Origin of the sequence: Paraburkholderia phytofirmans PsJN (assembly GCF_000020125.1) — a bacterium.
Taxonomy (GTDB): domain Bacteria; phylum Pseudomonadota; class Gammaproteobacteria; order Burkholderiales; family Burkholderiaceae; genus Paraburkholderia; species Paraburkholderia phytofirmans.
In genome coordinates this window covers 1,066,586-1,082,847 of record NC_010676.1, presented here as the reverse complement: position 1 = coordinate 1,082,847, position 16,262 = coordinate 1,066,586, and the positions used below count along the sequence as shown (strand labels likewise).

The following is a 16,262-nucleotide window of genomic DNA, read 5'->3' as shown; positions in this document are numbered from 1 at the left end:
CCGCTTTGTTCTTGGCGCCTCACAAGATGCTGCACCCACCCTGGCACGCTTTACGGAAATCCTCACACGCCGTTAGGCCGCCGTCCATTGGGTGTCGTATCGATATCTGAAAACGTTGCGAAATCTCCACTTGGTGCGATGGGCCCTTTTGTCGCGGCGCTCATTCAGGTAAACGGCGCAGCGCCACGCGGACTTGATAGCGGCGGCGCGTCAAGCGCGCTGTCGTACCTTGCCGAGCCGTGCCTACCTTGCCCTGTCTCAAGCCGATTTGTCACGAAAAGAAATATAATCGCGAGCTTCTTGCGGCGGCGCAGCGGAACTCCGCACCGCCACGCGGGTCACTTTTACTGCCTCCTGCGACCGTGCCACGTTCGGCCGGTTGGAAAACGGCGACGCGGGTCGCGTATCCGCCGCAGCATCCCAATCCAATTTCTAAAAGCCTTGTGAGACGCCTGCCGCGCTGAACCAGCGCGCCGTCGCACGGGGTTTGCTTTTGGCGAACACAATGCAAAAGTCGCAATCCCGCCTGATCGAACTCGATTTTTTTCGGGGGCTGGTCCTTCTGATCATCGTCGTCGACCACATCGGCGGCAGCATTCTGTCGCGCGTCACGCTGCACGCCTACGCACTATGCGATGCCGCCGAGGTGTTCGTGTTCCTCGGCGGCTTTGCGACCGCCACGGCGTACGCCGCGCTCGCCGAACGGCGCAACGAGACGATCGCGCGCAGCCGCTTCCTGCGGCGCTCGCTGGAAATCTATCGCGCGTTCCTCGTCACCGCCGCGCTGATGCTGCTGGTCAGCGCCGTGCTCAGCGCGTTCAGCATCGACGGCCCGAATCTCGCCACCACCGATCTCGACGATCTGATGGACACCCCGCTCGCGGCGCTCGGCGACATTCTGCTGTTCCGCCGCCAGCCGTATCTGGCTTCAGTGCTGCCCATGTACGCGTTCTTCGCGCTGCTGGTGCCGATGATCCTGCCGCTCGCGCGCAGCAAGCCGTGGCTGCTGCTGGCCGGCAGCGTCGCGCTGTGGGCCGGCGCTCCCGCTATCGTCGCCTACCTGCCCGCCGCGCCGGACATGCACTGGGATTTCAATCCGTTCGCCTGGCAACTGCTGTTCGTGCTCGGCGTGCTGGCCCGTTGCCAGCCGGTTTATCAGCGCGCGAGCGCGCACCGTCTGAGCTGGCTCGTCAGCCTGCTGGCGCTTGCGGTGGTCGCGGCGGCCGCTTACTACAAGCTGTTTATCGAGCACGAACCGCTCGATGCCAGCCTGAAGCAAAACCTCTCGTATCTGCGGGCTGTCAATTTTCTCGCCATCGCGTGGCTGGTCGCGAATCTGATTCAGTTCGGCTGGGCCAGAAAGCTCGCGCAATGGGCGCCGTGGGTCGGCGAGATCGGCCGCAAAGGGTTGCTGTGCTTCATCGCCGGCGCAGTGATTTCGCTCGTGGTCGACTCCGTGCTGTACGCAGCGACGGACGGCTATCTGAACTATCCGCTCGGACTGCTCGCGGATGCGATCGCGATCGGCGCGCTGTTCGCGGTCGCGCTGGGCGTGGAGCCGCTCAAGCGTGCGGCCGGCCGCTTGTATGGCGGGTGGCTGCGCACGTCGCCCTGAGCGGCGTCCATACCATAAGTAAGGGCGTAGCCTTGCCGTTTGACGGCGGCCACGGCTACTTCTCTGCCACTCGGGTCACGTTCCCTGCCGCCATCCGCTGGACTTGCCAGCAGTCAAAATGTTCTGCCGATCCTGCTAGCATGACGGCCGCACGCAACCCGCCCGGCGGCTTCCTACTCTGACATGCGTCTATTCCTACGTTCAGCCCTCGTTGCGCTCTGCGCGGCCTCGATCAGCGCGCCGGCGCTCGCCAGCACCGTGATCAGCCGCAGCTTCCATTCCGACGCCCTCGGCCGCGACTGGGCCTACACGATCTATCTGCCGAGCGGCTATCGCCATGACGGCAGCCGCCTGCCCGTGCTGTATCTCCTGCACGGCAATAACGGCGACGCCAACGACTGGATCACACAAGGCCATCTGCAGAGCGCGGCCGACGCGTTGATCGAACACAAGGACGTGCCGCCCGTCGTGATCGTGATGCCGCAAGGCGGTACGGACTGGTATGTCGATCGCAAGGAGAAGATGGAGACCGCCTTCTTCGACGATCTGCTGCCCGAGATCGAAACGCGCTACGCGGTCTCGACGCAACGCGGCGCACGCATGATCGGCGGCGTCTCGATGGGCGGCTTCGGCGCGCTGCGCTATGCGATGACGCAACCCGAGCGCTTCTGCGGCGCGCTGCTGCTGAGCCCCGCGATCTATCCGAACGAGCCGCCGCGCGCGTCGGCTGCGCGCCGCGTCGGCGTGTTCGGCGAGCGCGAATTCGACGCGCATATCTGGCACGAACTCAACTACCCGGCGCAATGGGATCGCTACATGAGCCGGCCGTACCGTCTGCCGATGTTCATCGCCGCCGGCGACGACGACCTCGCGATCCAGGCCGATGCATCGTCGCTCTATACACACCTGCGGCTGGCGGGCAATCCGGCGGCGTTGCGTATCATTGACGGCGGCCATACTTGGGACGTCTGGAGCGCGCTGCTGCCGGCCGCGCTCAAATACACGCTCGGTTGCGTGAAGCCGCAACCGCAGCAGCAACCACAGGACCATCCGTCAAACCAGCGGCCCTGAGCGCTTCAGCAGCGCCCCCTGATGCCGGTTTGAAAACCCGTGCAACTATCGCACGAGGTCGGTCCACAACACCATCAGCACGGTCATCAGCGCGGGGCCGATGAAGATGCCGAGCAAGCCGAACGTTTCCGCGCCGCCGAGAATGCCGAACAGCACAAGCAGAAACGGCAAACGCGTCGAGTTGCCGATCAGCACCGGCCGCACGAAATGCTCGGCGATGAACACCACGACGGAGCCGAACACGGCGAGGCCGACGCCCGCCGCCACCGAGCCTTGCGAGACCAGCCACAAGGCCGCGAGACCGAAGGTGAGCGGCGCGCAGAACGGCAGCATCGCGGCGATCGCGGTGACGAGCGCGAGCAGCGCGACATGCGGCAAGCCCGTCACGAAATAGGCGACGCCCAGCAACGCACCCTCGCCGAGCCCGACCACGACCAGTCCCGAGACCGTGCCGCGCACCGCCGTGGCCATGCGCAGCAGAAGCTGCGCGCCGTCTTCGCCGAAGCCGCGCCGCACGCCTTTGAGCAGCGAGCTCGACAGGCGCGGCCCCGCCTGAAAAATCACGAACAGCGTGATCAGCATGAAACCGAACACCGCCACGGCATGCGCCGCGCGTGCGCCGAAGTGCCGGCCGAGCGTCATCACCGTGGTGCTGTGCAGTCCTTTCATGGCCGCCGATCCGCGCAGCGGCTGAGCAAGATTGGCCTGCCACCACGCGGAAGCCTGCTGCGCGCCGAACGGCAGATGCTGGATGAAATCCGGCAACGGGATGCCGTTTTCCTGCGCGTCCTTGAACCAGTCGCTCATGTCGTGCGCTTCGCGAAGCGCCTGGGCAATGCCGACGCCCACCGGCAGCACGACCAGCAAAGCGATCGCCAGCGTCAGCACGGCCGCGATCAGCGTCGTGCGCCCGGTGAACCAGCGGTTGCCCTCGACCTTGCGCAACAGCGGCCATAGTGCAATCGCAAGCACGGCGGCCCATGCCACCACTGCGATGAAGTCGCGCACGACCCACAGCGCTAGCAACACCAGGCCGATGTACAGCACGAGCGAGGCCGCTTTCTGGTTCTTCAGGCAGTCCGGCGCGTCAGGCGGTTCAGGCGGTGCGACAGGCGGGCGTGAATTCATGTGAGCTCTTATGGTTTGTAAAGGCACCCTTCAAGGGACATCCTTCGATACGTGTGCGCGAGCCGACCGGAAAAATGCAAAACCGCTACACTGGCGCGGCACGGTCGCTCATCAATAACCACATCTTAAAGGAAGCACCGGCGCCCCCTGCAGGCAGTACGCTTGTCTCACTACGTACAACACTGCGTTGCAAAAATCCGTCCTATCGTAAATTCAGCATAACAATGGCCCGCGAAGGCCCGTCTTTTCGGGATAGCGCGAATGTCAAGTTTCATTGTTGCTATTTGAAGAACAGTGTTTCAACCGCGACACAATGGCTATCCGGCGCGCGCGGGACTACATTCGCCACACCACACAATACGGAGCCGACGACGATGACCTTAGAGTCCATCCCCCTTGACGGTACCCATGGCGTCCGCATCGAAATTCTCGAGCGCTCGGACACGACGCTTGTGATTCGCTGGGTCGAGCCGGGTAAATGTCATTACGGCGAGCAGCGGTGGCGGCGCAGGTCGGCACATACGTCAGGCACGTGTGCGGTGTCGCGCCGCAAGATTCGCCGCGGCGACGCGGTGTTCAAACCAGCCGAGCGGCCCGCGCCTTTGAATGCTTCCGCCATGATCTGCGCTGAACTGCTGGAGTGCGTCGAGGCCTGAGCCTCAATCTTCCTGCCGGCGCCGCGCGCACGCGTGGCCAACCCGCCTGACGCGCCCGCTCTGCCCGGCGCACCAACCCACATAGCGGCACGCGCAGCGCGCGCGACCCGCTTCCCGGCGTGGATAAAACACCCTCTGATTGCGGCCCCTCGTCACGTGCGTTAAGGTGGACGACGTTGCGTCAAGTCACCCTGCCTGCCCCAGGCACGGCGTATCGTGACCCGCACTCCACCCACCGCGCCGTATCCCTTGCGGCGCCGATTGAGGGCATACCATGGCCGAAGACACGCCGGAAACCCGCACGCCGATCGCCCCCCCGGCGCCCCCCGCGCCTCCCGCACCGCTGGTCGCACCGCAACAATTCTCCCTGGACGTCCTGCTCGAAAAGTACGCGAAAGGCGACGAGCAGTCCGCGGACGATGTGTTCAAGCGCGTCGCGCGCGGCGTCGCCGAGGCTGAACCGCAAGCGCTGCGCGAATCGGTCGAGGCGCTCTTCGTCGACAACCTGCGGCACGGCGCGCTCGGCGCCGGCCGCATCATGAGCGCGGCGGGCACCGGCATCGCGGCCACACTGATCAACTGCTTCGTGCAGCCCGTGGGCGACGCGATTCAAGGCGTCGACGAACAAGGCTTGCCCGGCATCTACGTCGCCCTGCTGCAGGCGGCGGAGACCATGCGCCGCGGTGGCGGAGTCGGCTACAACTTCTCGGCGATCCGGCCCAAAGGCGCGCGCGTTCACACCACCAGTTCGTCGGCGTCCGGTCCGTGCAGTTATATGGACGTGTTCGACGCGTCGTGCCGCACGGTTGAAAGCGCCGGTTCGCGGCGCGGCGCGCAGATGGCGGTGCTCGACTGCAATCATCCCGATTTGCTGGAGTTCATCGAGGCCAAGCATTCGAAGGGGCGCTGGAACAACTTCAACGTGTCAGTCGGCGTGACCGATGAATTCATGCGCGCCGTCGAAGAAGATCAGCCGTGGCAACTCGTGCATCGCGCCGAGCCCTCACCGGCCCAGCGCGCCGCCGACGACGTGCGGCAACGCGAAGACGGCCTGTGGGTGTACAGCGAACGTCCCGCGCGCGCGATCTGGGATCGCATCATGCGCTCCACTTACGACGTCGCGGAACCCGGCATCGTGTTCATCTCGCGCATGAACGAAGACAACAATCTGCGCGCCGTGGAAACCATCCGCGCAACCAACCCTTGCGGCGAGCAACCGCTGCCGGCGTACGGCTGCTGCAATCTCGGACCGCTGAACCTCACGCGTTTCGTGATCGATCCGTTCGCGCAGATGAAAGGCCGCAAGCCTTCGTTCGATTGGGACGGCCTTGCCAAACGCACGCGCACGCAGGTGCGCTTTCTCGACAACGTGCTCGACGTCACGCTGTGGCCGCTGCAGCAGCAATACGACGAGTCGCGCGCCAAGCGGCGCATCGGCGTGGGCTTCACCGGTCTCGGCGACACGCTCGTCATGCTCGGCTTGCGCTACAACTCGCAGGAAGGCCGCGACTTCGCCGTGCGCATCGCCCAACTGATGCGCGATGAGGCGTATCGCGCATCCGTGGAACTGGCGCGCGAGCGCGGCGCATTTCCGCTTTTCGATGCCGGGCGTTATCTGGAAGCCGGCACGTTCGCTTCGCGCTTGCCCGAAGACATCAAAGAGGCCATCCGTCGCGACGGCATTCGCAACAGCCATCTGCTCTCCATCGCGCCGACCGGTACCGTGAGCCTCGCCTTCGCGGACAACGCGTCGAACGGCATCGAGCCCGCCTTCTCGTGGACCTACACGCGCATGAAGGTGATGGCCGACGGCGGGCGCGAATCGTTCGATGTCGAAGACTACGCATATCGGCTCTATCGCGAGCTTGGCGGCGACACGAACAAGCTGCCGGACTATTTCGTCAGCGCACTGGAAATGTCGGCACGCGACCATCTCGACATGATGGCGGCCGTGCAGCCGTACGTGGACACGTCGATCTCGAAGACGGTGAACGTGCCCGCCGACTACCCGTTCGAGGCGTTCGAAAGCCTTTACTTCGATGCGTGGAAAAACGGCCTCAAGGGTCTCGCCACCTATCGTCCGAACGAAACGCTCGGCGCGGTGCTCAGCGTGAGCCCGCCGCAAGCCGACGACACGCTGACCGAGAACGACCTCGATCCGCTGCGTATCGCGATCGATCATCGGCCCAGGGGCGAGTTGCCCGCGATCATCGAGAAGGTCGAATATCTGACGCAGTTGGGCAAAAAGTCGCTTTACGTAGCGGTCTCCTTCATCGAGGTCACGGGGCGGCTCGGTGGCGAAGACGTCACCATCGAACGGCCTATCGAGTTCTTCATTCCGACGGGCCAGCGTGACGAATCGCAGCAATGGATCACGGCGACCATGCGTTCGCTGTCGCTGGCGGCGCGCGGCGGTTTTGTCGCGCGCAATCTGCAGGACATGCGCAAGGTTTCGTGGGATCGCGGGCAAGTGCGGCTCGGTGAGGTGCAGCGTCTCGACGGACATCGCGCGCCGCGCTGGCACGATTCGGAAGTGGCCGCTCTCGCCTTCGCGATCCAGCAGATTCTGCATCGGCGCGGCTTTCTCGATGCCGAAGGCAATCAGGTGCCCTCGCGCATGCTGGCTCGTTTGCCGCGCGGACAGATGCGCGCCGAGACGGCATTGCCGGCGGATTTCGGCATTCGTCCGCATCCCGTTGAGACCGACGCCGACGCTCCCGCGTTGACGCAGCCCGGCGGCGCGCAAGGCCTGCATACGATGCTCGGGCGCAAGTGCGGATCGTGCGGGGCGAATGCGGTAATCCGCAAGGACGGGTGCGACTTTTGCACCGCGTGCGGCGAGGTGGGTGCGTGCGGCTAGATTGCTCTGCGTGAAAAACGTCGCGGCCGCTATTCTTCGCGGCCGCTTTTTTTGCGCCAACTTAGGTCGCCGCGCGTGCCGCATGCGCGGTGCTATTAACCGACTCGCTGCCACGGTGTTAATGGCATCCGACGCAACCGCGACCCAGTGCCCTAACCCACCCTCGCGTAATAAAGATTCTGCGGATGCTTCGCTTCGGCAAAGAAAAACCAGCGCTCCGCCACCAGTCCCGCGTACTGCACGAGACACGCCGCAGCCAGCAGCCCTAACGAAACGCCAATCGAATGCAGGCCCGCCCCTAACGCCAGCAACAAAACCGGCGCGACAAACGCCGTCGCGAGAAAACCCCATTTGACATTGCGCAGCGTGCCCGCCGATTTGCCGTGAAAGAACTCGCGCAGATTGAACGCACCGGCGGTAAAACCGCGCGACACCTGCACCAGTTTCGGATTGTGAATGCCGGTGGCGCTTTGCACCGTCGACTTCGGCCGCAAGCGCGCATTGCGCATGAGCGACGCCGAGCGGCTCGCACAGCCGGCGAGCGTCAGCACGCATGCGCAGACAGCGAGTCCAACGGTCCACTCGGGCGCGAACCATGCGCTCAAAGCCGTCGCCAATGTGAAGCCCGACGCGCAGCCAAGCAGCGTGAAGTTCACCAGTGTGAGCGGCGTGGCCCACTCCTGCAGAAAGCGCAGGCACGCGTAGATCATCGCCGTGCAGACGAACAGCATGGCGCTCGCCAGCACGCCGAGCCAGCCGATCGCGAGCGACCACGGCGAGCCGAACCAATGCGCGACACCATAGAAAAACGCGCAAGCAAGAAACGCCGGCAGGCACAAACATTCACGCGACAACCACGAGGTCCGCCACATGGCGATTGCGCGCCATGCGCGTTCGGGATGGCCGAGATGGAAAAACGATGCGATCAGCCCGAGTCCGCCCAATACGACCGACACGCCCGCGCCGGCGATATAGAACGCACCGGAGGGCGAAGCGAGCAGGCCCAGATGCGCGGCAGTTTCCACGCCGACGAGCGCGATCAGCAGGCCTTGGGCCGCGCCGCTCAAAGTGGTCAGAAAAACCACGGAGAATGCGGGATTCATCGTGAGGTCCTATCAGTCGTTAGATGCGCGTCGCCATCGACGCGAGATGCAACTCGCCGCGCTCGAATTGCGCATCGAGCGATTCCGGCGACGCGCTCGGCTCCTGCAGCGAGCCAGACGATTTGCACGAGCACGAACCGCTGCCGCAACCCGCCGCCTCGGTGGGCACGCGCGGCAAATAGTGATTCGCCGGCCGCGTATTCCACTCGGGCATCAACTGATAGCCGCCGCGCTCCTCGATCGCCTTCGACACCACCGACTCGGGATCGTGAATATCGCCGAACAGCCGCGCCGAAGTCGGGCAAGCGAGCACGCAGGCCGGCTGACGGTCGCGCTCGGACAGATTTTCATCGTGGATCCGATCGACGCACAGCGTGCACTTGGTCATCTCCTTGCGGCTTTCGTCGAGTTCGCGCGCGCCGTACGGGCACGCCCACGCGCAATACTTGCAGCCGATACAGCGGTCGAAGTCCACCAGCACGAGCCCGTCTTCCTTGCGCTTATAGCTCGCGCCGGTCGGACAGACCGGCACGCACGGCGGGTCCTCGCAGTGCAGACACGACTTGGGAAAATGGATCGTCTCGGCGTTGGGAAAACTGCCGGCTTCAAAGCTCTGCACCCGGTTGAAGAAGGTGCCGGACGGATCCGCGTCGTACGGATTCAGATCGGCGAGACTGCCCGATTCGCCCGACGTGTTCCACTCCTTGCAACTCGTCACGCAAGCATGGCACCCCACGCACACGTTCAGGTCAATCACCAATGCCATCTGTGTCATCACAGGCTCCTTGCGGCTGTCCCGATGTTATTTGCGCCCCGTCGCGCCGCGCAGCCGCGCCGCGAACTCCCCTCGTCCCGCGAAGTAAGTTTGCACGATCCGCGAGATCACACCGTTCTCGCCCGGCACTGCGGGCATCGGCGCGAATTGCGGCAGCGTGTGCCGCGCGTCCGCCTCCGCCGGATAGATGCGCACGCGCACGTCGTACCACGCGGCCTGGCCCGTCACCGGATCGGAATTCGACATGCTTCGCTCAACATCGTCGGCGCGGTTGGGCAACTCGTCGGTGATGAGGTGATTGAGCAGGAAACCGCGTCGCGATTCGTTCGCGCCCGGGCCGAGGCTCCATGCGCCCGACGCCTTGCCGATCGCGTTCCACGTCCATACGGTGCCCGGCTCGACGGTCTCGCTAAAGCGCGCCATGCAGCGCACACGGCCCCATTGCGATTCGGCGTAGATCCACGCGCCGTCGGCGATACCGTTTTCGGCCGCCATCAACGGATTCATGTACAGATAATTCTCGCCGTGAATCTGCCGCAGCCATGCGTTCTGCGAGTCCCACGAGTGGTACATCGCCATCGGCCGCTGGGTCACCGCGGCGAGCGGAAACCTGTCGAGGTCGGTCGCCGCGCTTTCGAGCGGTGCGTACCAGAACGGCAGCGGATCGAAATACTTTTCCACCCGCGCGCGCAAGTGATCCGGCGGCTGCCTGCCGCTCGTGCGGCCCTGCGCGGCGAGCCTGAATTTTTGCATCACGTCGGAATAAAGCTGGATCAGAATCGGCTCGCCGAACTTGCGGAAACCGTGCTTGACCGCCCACTCTAGATACGGCCCGTTGCAGTTGCGCATGTACTGCAGCGTCTCGGGCAACGGGTAATGGAACACGCAATTGTTCTTCGCGTATTGCTCCCACTGCCGCGGATTCGGTTCGCCCACCAGCGCCTTGTCGCCATCCTTGCCACGCCAGCCGATCAGAAAGCCCACGCCGGAATCAGGCGACGTTGTGAAATTAACGACGAAGTCAGGATAGTCGCGATAACGCCTTGCGCCCTCGGCGGTCGTGAAAGCCGGAAACTTTAGACGCGACGCAAGCTCAATCAGCACTTCCTGGAACGGCTTGCATTCACCGGTAGGCGGCACGACCGGTACGCGCACCGAATCCACCGGACCGTCGAATTCGGAGATCGGCCGGTCGAGCATGGACATCGCGTCGTGCCGTTCCAGATAGGTCGTGTCGGGCAGGATCAGATCGGCGAACGCCGTCATCTCCGACTGGAACGCGTCGCACACCACCAGAAACGGAATCTTGTACTCGCCGCTGGCCTGCTTGTCGACCAGCATCTCGCGTACTTTCATCGTATTCATCGACGAATTCCACGCCATGTTGGCCATGAAAATCATCAGCGTGTCGATGGGATACGGATCGCCGCGCCACGCGTTGGTAATCACGCTGTGCATCAGGCCATGCACAGCCAGCGGATATTCCCAGGAAAAGGCCTTGTCGATGCGCACCGGTCCGCCCTGATCGTCGATGAACAGGTCCTCGGGCGCGGCGGGCCAACCGAGCGGACCGGTAGCGAGCGGCGTGTTCGGCTTGACGGCGTCGGGACTGTTAGGCGGTTTCGCCGATGGCGGCACGGCACGCGGAAACGGCGACTTGTGACGAAAGCCGCCCGGCGTGTCGATGGTGCCGAGCAGCGACATCAGCACGGCTAGCGCGCGGATCGACTGGAAGCCGTTGGAGTGCGCCGCGAGGCCGCGCATGGCGTGGAAAGCGACCGGGTTGCCGGTGACCGTTTCGTGCGTCTCGCCCCACGCGTCGGTCCAGCGGATCGGCAAGGTGATACGGTGCTCGCGGCTCGTCTGGATCATTTCACCGGCGAGGCGGCGTATCGTATCGGCCGCGATACCAGTGATGCCGGCGGCCCACTCCGGCGTGCAATCGGCCACGCGTTCGCGCAGCAACGCGAACGACGGCGTGACCGGCGTGCCGTCGTCGAGCGTATAGCGGCCGTCGAGCGCGGGACTGACGCCGGCCGCGTGATGCGGCACGGCGCGCGCGGCATCGGCATCCCACCAGAGATGATTCTGCGGAAACAGCGGATTGCCGACCGGCCGCTCGGGATCGCGCACGAACAGGCCGAAGTTTTCGCTGGCTTCGTCGAGCGAGACGAGTTCCGCCGCGTTGGTGTAGCGCCGCACGAATTCATGATCCCATGCGTCGGCGGCAATCAGTTCGTGGAGGAACGCCATGAACAGCGCGCCGTCGGTGCCGGGCTTGATCGGCACCCACTCGTCGGCAATCGCCGCGTAACCGGTACGAATCGGATTGATTGCAATGAAGCGGCCGCCTGCACGCTTGAACTTCGAAATCGCGATCTTGAGCGGATTCGAATGATGATCTTCCGCGGTGCCGATCATGAAGAAGAGCTTGGCGCTGTCGAGGTCCGGGCCGCCGAATTCCCAGAACGAGCCGCCGATCGTATAGATCATGCCCGCCGCCATGTTCGACGAGCAGAAGCCGCCGTGCGCGGCGTAATTAGGCGTACCGAACTGTTTGGCAAAGAGGCCGGTCAGCGCCTGCATCTGGTCGCGTCCGGTGAAGAGCGCGAATTTTTTTGGGTCGGTGGCGCGAATGTGGCCGAGGCGCTTTTCGAGCACCTCGAACGCGTGCTCCCACGACACCGGCTCGAACTGGGCGCTGCCGCGCTCCGCGTCGGGCTTGCGCATCAACGGTTGAGTGAGCCGTGCGGGCGAGTACTGCTTCATGATGCCCGACGCGCCCTTCGCGCAAATCACGCCCTGGTTGAGCGGATGCTCCGGGTTGCCGTCGATGTAACGCACCTCGCCTTCGCGCAGATGCACACGAATGCCGCAGCGGCAGGCGCACATGTAGCAGGTGGTCGTTTTGATGTCGAGCCGTTCGTTCTGCGTGCGAGCGTGATGTTCCATGCGGGGTCTCCGTCGCTGTTTCGGCTGGCGCGCCGAAGCGGTGGTGATGCGATACCGCACATCCTATGCGCCGTCGCCCCACAAGGGAAATCGCCATTTTCGAGAGAAACTATTCGCTGTGCCGATAGTTTATGTTTGGCTTTCAATGGCTAGTCGAGCGCGGGTGAACATGCGCGACCGCATTCCGGCATGCGGGGGCTTGCCGGACAACCAGCGCGTCTAGTGGCCGTGTGGCGACCAGTAGACCTTGCTTAAGCGCGGCATTCGAGCTGCGGGTTTCGCGGCTCGACACCGAAGAGTACGAGTACATCGGCAACCGGCCGGGCAGCAGCGAAGAAAAGTAGTCGCGGACCGCGCGGGTTCTGAACGTCAGATCGGCGTCAGTACCGCTTCTCCCGCAAAATGCCGGCGGGCATTACTCAAGAAATTGTCGACCGAGGCCGTGATCGCTTCCGGCGAGCGGCCGCCCACGTGCGGCGTCAACACCACGTTGCGCAGTGTCAGCAAGGCTTCGGGCGGATGGGGCTCGCTCTCGTAGACATCGAGCGCGGCACCGGCAATCGTCCCTGTCGTGAGCGCCTGCGCGAGCGCCGCCGTGTCGAGCACACTGCCGCGCGACACGTTGACCACGAAGCCCTGCGGACCGAGCGCCTCGAACACCGCCGCGTTGATCAGATGACGCGTGCCCGCACCGCCCGGCGTCGCGACGATCAAAAAGTCGCTCCAGCGCGCAAGGCCTTCAACGCTATCGAAGTACCGATACTGCGAGCCTTCACGCGGCTTACGGTTGTGATAGCCGATCTCCATCTCGAACCCCGCGCCGCGTCGCGCGACCTTCTCGCCGATATTGCCGAGCCCGACAATGCCGAGGCGCTTGCCGGAGACGTTCGGCTGCATCGGCAAGGTGTCGCGCCAGACACCCTTGCGGGTGGCCTGATCGAGTTGCGGCACGTCGCGCACCACCGCAAGCAGCAACGCGAAGGCGTGATCGGCCACGCAATGGTCGTTGGTGCCCGCGCCGTTGACGAGCACGATATCGCGCGAGCGGGCGTGGTCGACGGCGAGGTTTTCATAGCCCGCGCCCAGCGCGCTGATCAGTTCGAGTTGCGGCATGCGGTCGATTTCCGCGGCGGCGAGTCCGGTCGTACCGTTAGTCAGCACGGCGCGAATCGTCTCGCCGTGTGCGTCGAGCGCGGCGGCTCGTCCGGCGGCGTCGGGCGCGTAGACGACGTCGAACGCGGCCTCGATCTTCGCGCGGCTCGTACCGTTGAGGGGGATCAGAACCAGCAGGGATGGCTTCATGGCGGCGCTTTTTCCTGGCGACGTGGATGGACAGGACAATTTTCAGGCCAGTGTAACAAGGCTCCCGAAGGCTTGCCGGCAAGCCCGCTCATAGGCCAGATGCCCTACTGAATGCGCCGGCGCGCCTCAAGTCCAATGTAACCGCGCCGTTATTTCGTTAGATGGCCTGACGCAAAAATGATGCGCAACCGGTCTTTCTTTTCAGCCACAGCCCAACCCGTCTTAAAATAGCGGCACTTCCGATTTTGAGAACCTCATGCTGGATATCCTCCCGCGCGGCCCCGCGCCCGCCAACGACGATTCCGAGATGTTCGAACTCGCGCCCGTCTCGCTCTGGCTCGAAGACTTCAGCGGCGTGCGCTCTTTGTTCGATGCATGGCGGGCAGACGGCGTCACCGATCTGCGCGCGCATTTCGCCGCCAATCCGGACTGCGTCGCGCAATGCGCGCACAGCATCCGCGTCATCAAGGTCAATCAGAAGACGCTGACGCAATTCGAGGCCGCCGATTTCGACGCGCTCACCAGCAATCTCGCCTCGGTATTCCGCGACGACATGCTCAAGACGCACCTGGAAGAGTTATGCCAGTTGTGGGCCGGCCAGTCGCAGTTCACCAGCCAGACGGTCAACTACACACTCGGCGGACGCCGCCTCGACGTGTTGCTCAAGGGCGCCGTGCTGCCCGGCCACGAGGCGCGCTGGGACCGCGTGCTGGTGTCGGTCGAAGACATTACGGAACTGGAAGGCGCGCGGCATCGCGTGACGCTTGCCGAGCAGTATGTGCGCGGCCTGTTCGAATATTCGCCGGTATCGCTCTGGGTGGAGGATTTCAGCGCGGTCAAGCGTCTGCTCGACGAGGCGCGGGCAGCGGGCATCAACGATTTCCGCGTGTTCACCGACGTGCATCCCGAGTTCGTCGAGCGCTGCATGCAGGAAATCCACGTGCTCGACGTGAACCAGCACACGCTCGACATGTTCGCGGCGAAAGACAAGAAAACGCTGCTATCGCGTCTCACCGACGTGTTCCGCGACGACATGCGTCCGCATTTCCGCGAGCAGCTGGTCGATCTGTGGGACGGCAAGCTGTTCCAGCAGCGCGAAGTGCTCAACTATTCGCTCGACGGCAACGAGGTGCATGTGCACCTGCAGTTTTCCGTACTGCCGGGCCATGAAAAGACCTGGGACCTGGTGCTGGTGGCGCTCACGGACATCACGGCGCGCAAGAAGGCCGAAGCCTACCTTGAGTTCCTTGGCAAGCACGACGTGCTGACCAAACTGCGCAACCGCTCTTTCTACGTGGACGAACTCAACCGGCTCGAACGCAAGGGCCCGTGGCCCGTGACGATCATCATGGCCGATCTGAACGGTCTGAAACGCGTCAACGATCAGCTCGGCCACGCCGCGGGCGACGCGCTTTTGCGGCGCGCCGGCGAGGTGCTTGCCAAGGCGACCGAGACGCCGTTTCATGCGGCGCGCATTGGCGGCGACGAGTTCGCGATCCTGATGCCGGACACCGACGAGCGCGGCGGCGCCGCGATGGTCGACGCGATCCGGCAACTGGTGGAACTGAACAATCAGTTTTATCCTGGCTCGCTGCTTAGCTTCTCGATGGGCGCGGCGACCTGCCAGCGCGGCGACCGGCTCGAAGCGGGCGTGCAGCGCGCCGATCTGCTGATGTACGAGGAAAAGCGCGCGACCTACGCGAGCCAGCCGGCTGGCGACCCGGCGGGCCGCTGATCAGTGCATTGGCCGCACCGGATCACGGCGCGGCGTCGGAATGATCGGCGCGCTTTTTGGCATTGCGGCGTGGCTGAACCGGACGACGGAGCGAGCCGCCCAGCCTTGAGCAGTGAGTTCAGCCCGGCAATTTGGCCGCCAGCACATCGACCTTTTCGATCGTGGGCGGCGAGGCGAACAGGTCGCCGGCCTTTGCCATCAACGCGGCCGCCACTTTGCCGTTCAGGTGCGCGTCGCGGCCGGCTTCATCCGGAAAGGCATCGAAGATACCGAAGGTGGACGGCCCCAGCTTCAAACCGAACCACGCGACGGTGCCCGGCTCCTCCTCGACAAGCGGCAAGCCGCCGAGCAGAAACGCTTCAACGTCCTTTTCCTTGCCGGGCTTGGCTTCGAGACGAACGTACAGTGCGAGTTTGACCATGACAGAACTCCTGCTGTGAGATTCGAGCAATGGTGTGCCGTGCAACGCTTCGCCAGGCGGACGAAACTTGCGGGGCCGCGAGACTATCGAGAAGTATAGTCCGCTATCGGTGTAGCGCCCTCGCGCGCGCATCGCGTCAGGACCCACGCGCGCCGGTTTGCGCTAGCGCAGCATTCCGCGTTGCCGATGGCGGCCGCCCGGCGCGCGTCGGCTATACTCGCCGCCCCTGAAGTTTTCCGCGACCCGGCGCCGCGGTCTGGAAAAATCATGTCGACAATCCCCGCCTGCACGCAGTGCGCGATGGAAAACACCTACCCGGACGGCGACAACTACGTCTGCCCCGACTGCGCGCATGAGTGGCCGATGAACGCCGCCGCGTCGGTCGATGAGGCCGACGCGCGCGTGGTCAAAGACGCCAACGGCAACCCGCTCGCCGATGGCGATGCCGTCGTGCTGATCAAGGACCTGAAAGTGAAAGGCTCGTCGATCACGCTGAAAATGGGCACCAAGGTGAAGAGCATTCGCCTGGTCGGCGGCGATCATGAAGTGGACTGCAAGATGGACGGCGGCAACTTCATGCTGAAGGCCGCGTATCTGAAGAAGGTCTGAGTCTGAACGAACGGCGCCGGCCGGCACAGTCAGTA

General features: G+C 64.1%; 12 protein-coding genes. 6 read left to right on the top strand and 6 right to left on the bottom strand.

Annotated elements, in window-relative coordinates; genetic code table 11:
* Window positions 1-505 precede the first annotated feature (505 nt).
* Together BPHYT_RS24565 and BPHYT_RS24560 are read left to right on the top strand one after the other, a co-directional pair.
* Window positions 506-1,615 (top strand): OpgC domain-containing protein, encoded by a 1,110-nt coding sequence (locus BPHYT_RS24565; protein WP_012426822.1) that lies wholly within the window; start codon window positions 506-508, stop codon window positions 1,613-1,615.
* 183 nt (window positions 1,616-1,798) lie between these two features.
* Window positions 1,799-2,686 carry an alpha/beta hydrolase gene (locus BPHYT_RS24560; protein WP_012426821.1) on the top strand — a complete coding sequence of 296 codons (888 nt, stop codon included), beginning with the start codon at window positions 1,799-1,801 and terminating at the stop codon, window positions 2,684-2,686.
* A gap of 45 nt (window positions 2,687-2,731) precedes the next feature.
* Here the strand turns inward: BPHYT_RS24560 and BPHYT_RS24555 are convergent, their stop codons facing one another.
* Window positions 2,732-3,814, bottom strand: a complete 1,083-nt coding sequence (locus BPHYT_RS24555; protein ID WP_012426820.1) for an AI-2E family transporter — start codon at window positions 3,812-3,814, stop codon at window positions 2,732-2,734.
* A 374-nt stretch (window positions 3,815-4,188) separates the two neighbouring features.
* Here BPHYT_RS24555 and BPHYT_RS24550 point away from each other — a divergent pair, with 374 nt between their 5' ends.
* Both BPHYT_RS24550 and BPHYT_RS24545 read left to right on the top strand, forming a co-directional pair.
* Window positions 4,189-4,470, top strand: a complete 282-nt coding sequence (locus BPHYT_RS24550) for a DUF3331 domain-containing protein (protein ID WP_012426819.1) — start codon at window positions 4,189-4,191, stop codon at window positions 4,468-4,470.
* A gap of 274 nt (window positions 4,471-4,744) precedes the next feature.
* On the top strand, window positions 4,745-7,330 hold the full coding sequence (locus BPHYT_RS24545; RefSeq protein WP_012426818.1) for an adenosylcobalamin-dependent ribonucleoside-diphosphate reductase: 2,586 nt from the start codon (window positions 4,745-4,747) through the stop codon (window positions 7,328-7,330).
* A 152-nt stretch (window positions 7,331-7,482) separates the two neighbouring features.
* Here the strand turns inward: BPHYT_RS24545 and BPHYT_RS24540 are convergent, their stop codons facing one another.
* From BPHYT_RS24540 to BPHYT_RS24525, 4 genes are all read right to left on the bottom strand, one after another.
* Window positions 7,483-8,433 (bottom strand): dimethyl sulfoxide reductase anchor subunit family protein, encoded by a 951-nt coding sequence (locus BPHYT_RS24540; protein ID WP_012426817.1) that lies wholly within the window; start codon window positions 8,431-8,433, stop codon window positions 7,483-7,485.
* 19 nt (window positions 8,434-8,452) lie between these two features.
* On the bottom strand, window positions 8,453-9,208 hold the full coding sequence (locus tag BPHYT_RS24535; RefSeq protein ID WP_012426816.1) for a 4Fe-4S dicluster domain-containing protein: 756 nt from the start codon (window positions 9,206-9,208) through the stop codon (window positions 8,453-8,455).
* 27 nt (window positions 9,209-9,235) lie between these two features.
* Window positions 9,236-12,160 (bottom strand): molybdopterin-dependent oxidoreductase, encoded by a 2,925-nt coding sequence (locus BPHYT_RS24530; RefSeq protein ID WP_012426815.1) that lies wholly within the window; start codon window positions 12,158-12,160, stop codon window positions 9,236-9,238.
* Between the two features lie 369 nt (window positions 12,161-12,529).
* Window positions 12,530-13,462: a 2-hydroxyacid dehydrogenase gene (locus BPHYT_RS24525; protein ID WP_012426814.1), complete on the bottom strand. Its 933-nt coding sequence runs from the start codon at window positions 13,460-13,462 to the stop codon at window positions 12,530-12,532.
* Between the two features lie 256 nt (window positions 13,463-13,718).
* Between BPHYT_RS24525 and BPHYT_RS24520 the strand changes: the two genes are divergently transcribed.
* Complete coding sequence (locus BPHYT_RS24520; protein WP_012426813.1) at window positions 13,719-15,197, top strand: diguanylate cyclase domain-containing protein; 1,479 nt, start codon at window positions 13,719-13,721, stop codon at window positions 15,195-15,197.
* 118 nt (window positions 15,198-15,315) lie between these two features.
* Here the strand turns inward: BPHYT_RS24520 and BPHYT_RS24515 are convergent, their stop codons facing one another.
* A complete protein-coding gene (locus BPHYT_RS24515; protein WP_012426812.1) occupies window positions 15,316-15,618 on the bottom strand; it encodes a putative quinol monooxygenase in 303 nt (100 codons plus the stop codon).
* Window positions 15,619-15,885: 267 nt separating this feature from the next.
* Between BPHYT_RS24515 and BPHYT_RS24510 the strand changes: the two genes are divergently transcribed.
* Window positions 15,886-16,227 carry a zinc ribbon domain-containing protein YjdM gene (locus BPHYT_RS24510; protein ID WP_012426811.1) on the top strand — a complete coding sequence of 114 codons (342 nt, stop codon included), beginning with the start codon at window positions 15,886-15,888 and terminating at the stop codon, window positions 16,225-16,227.
* Window positions 16,228-16,262 lie beyond the last annotated feature (35 nt).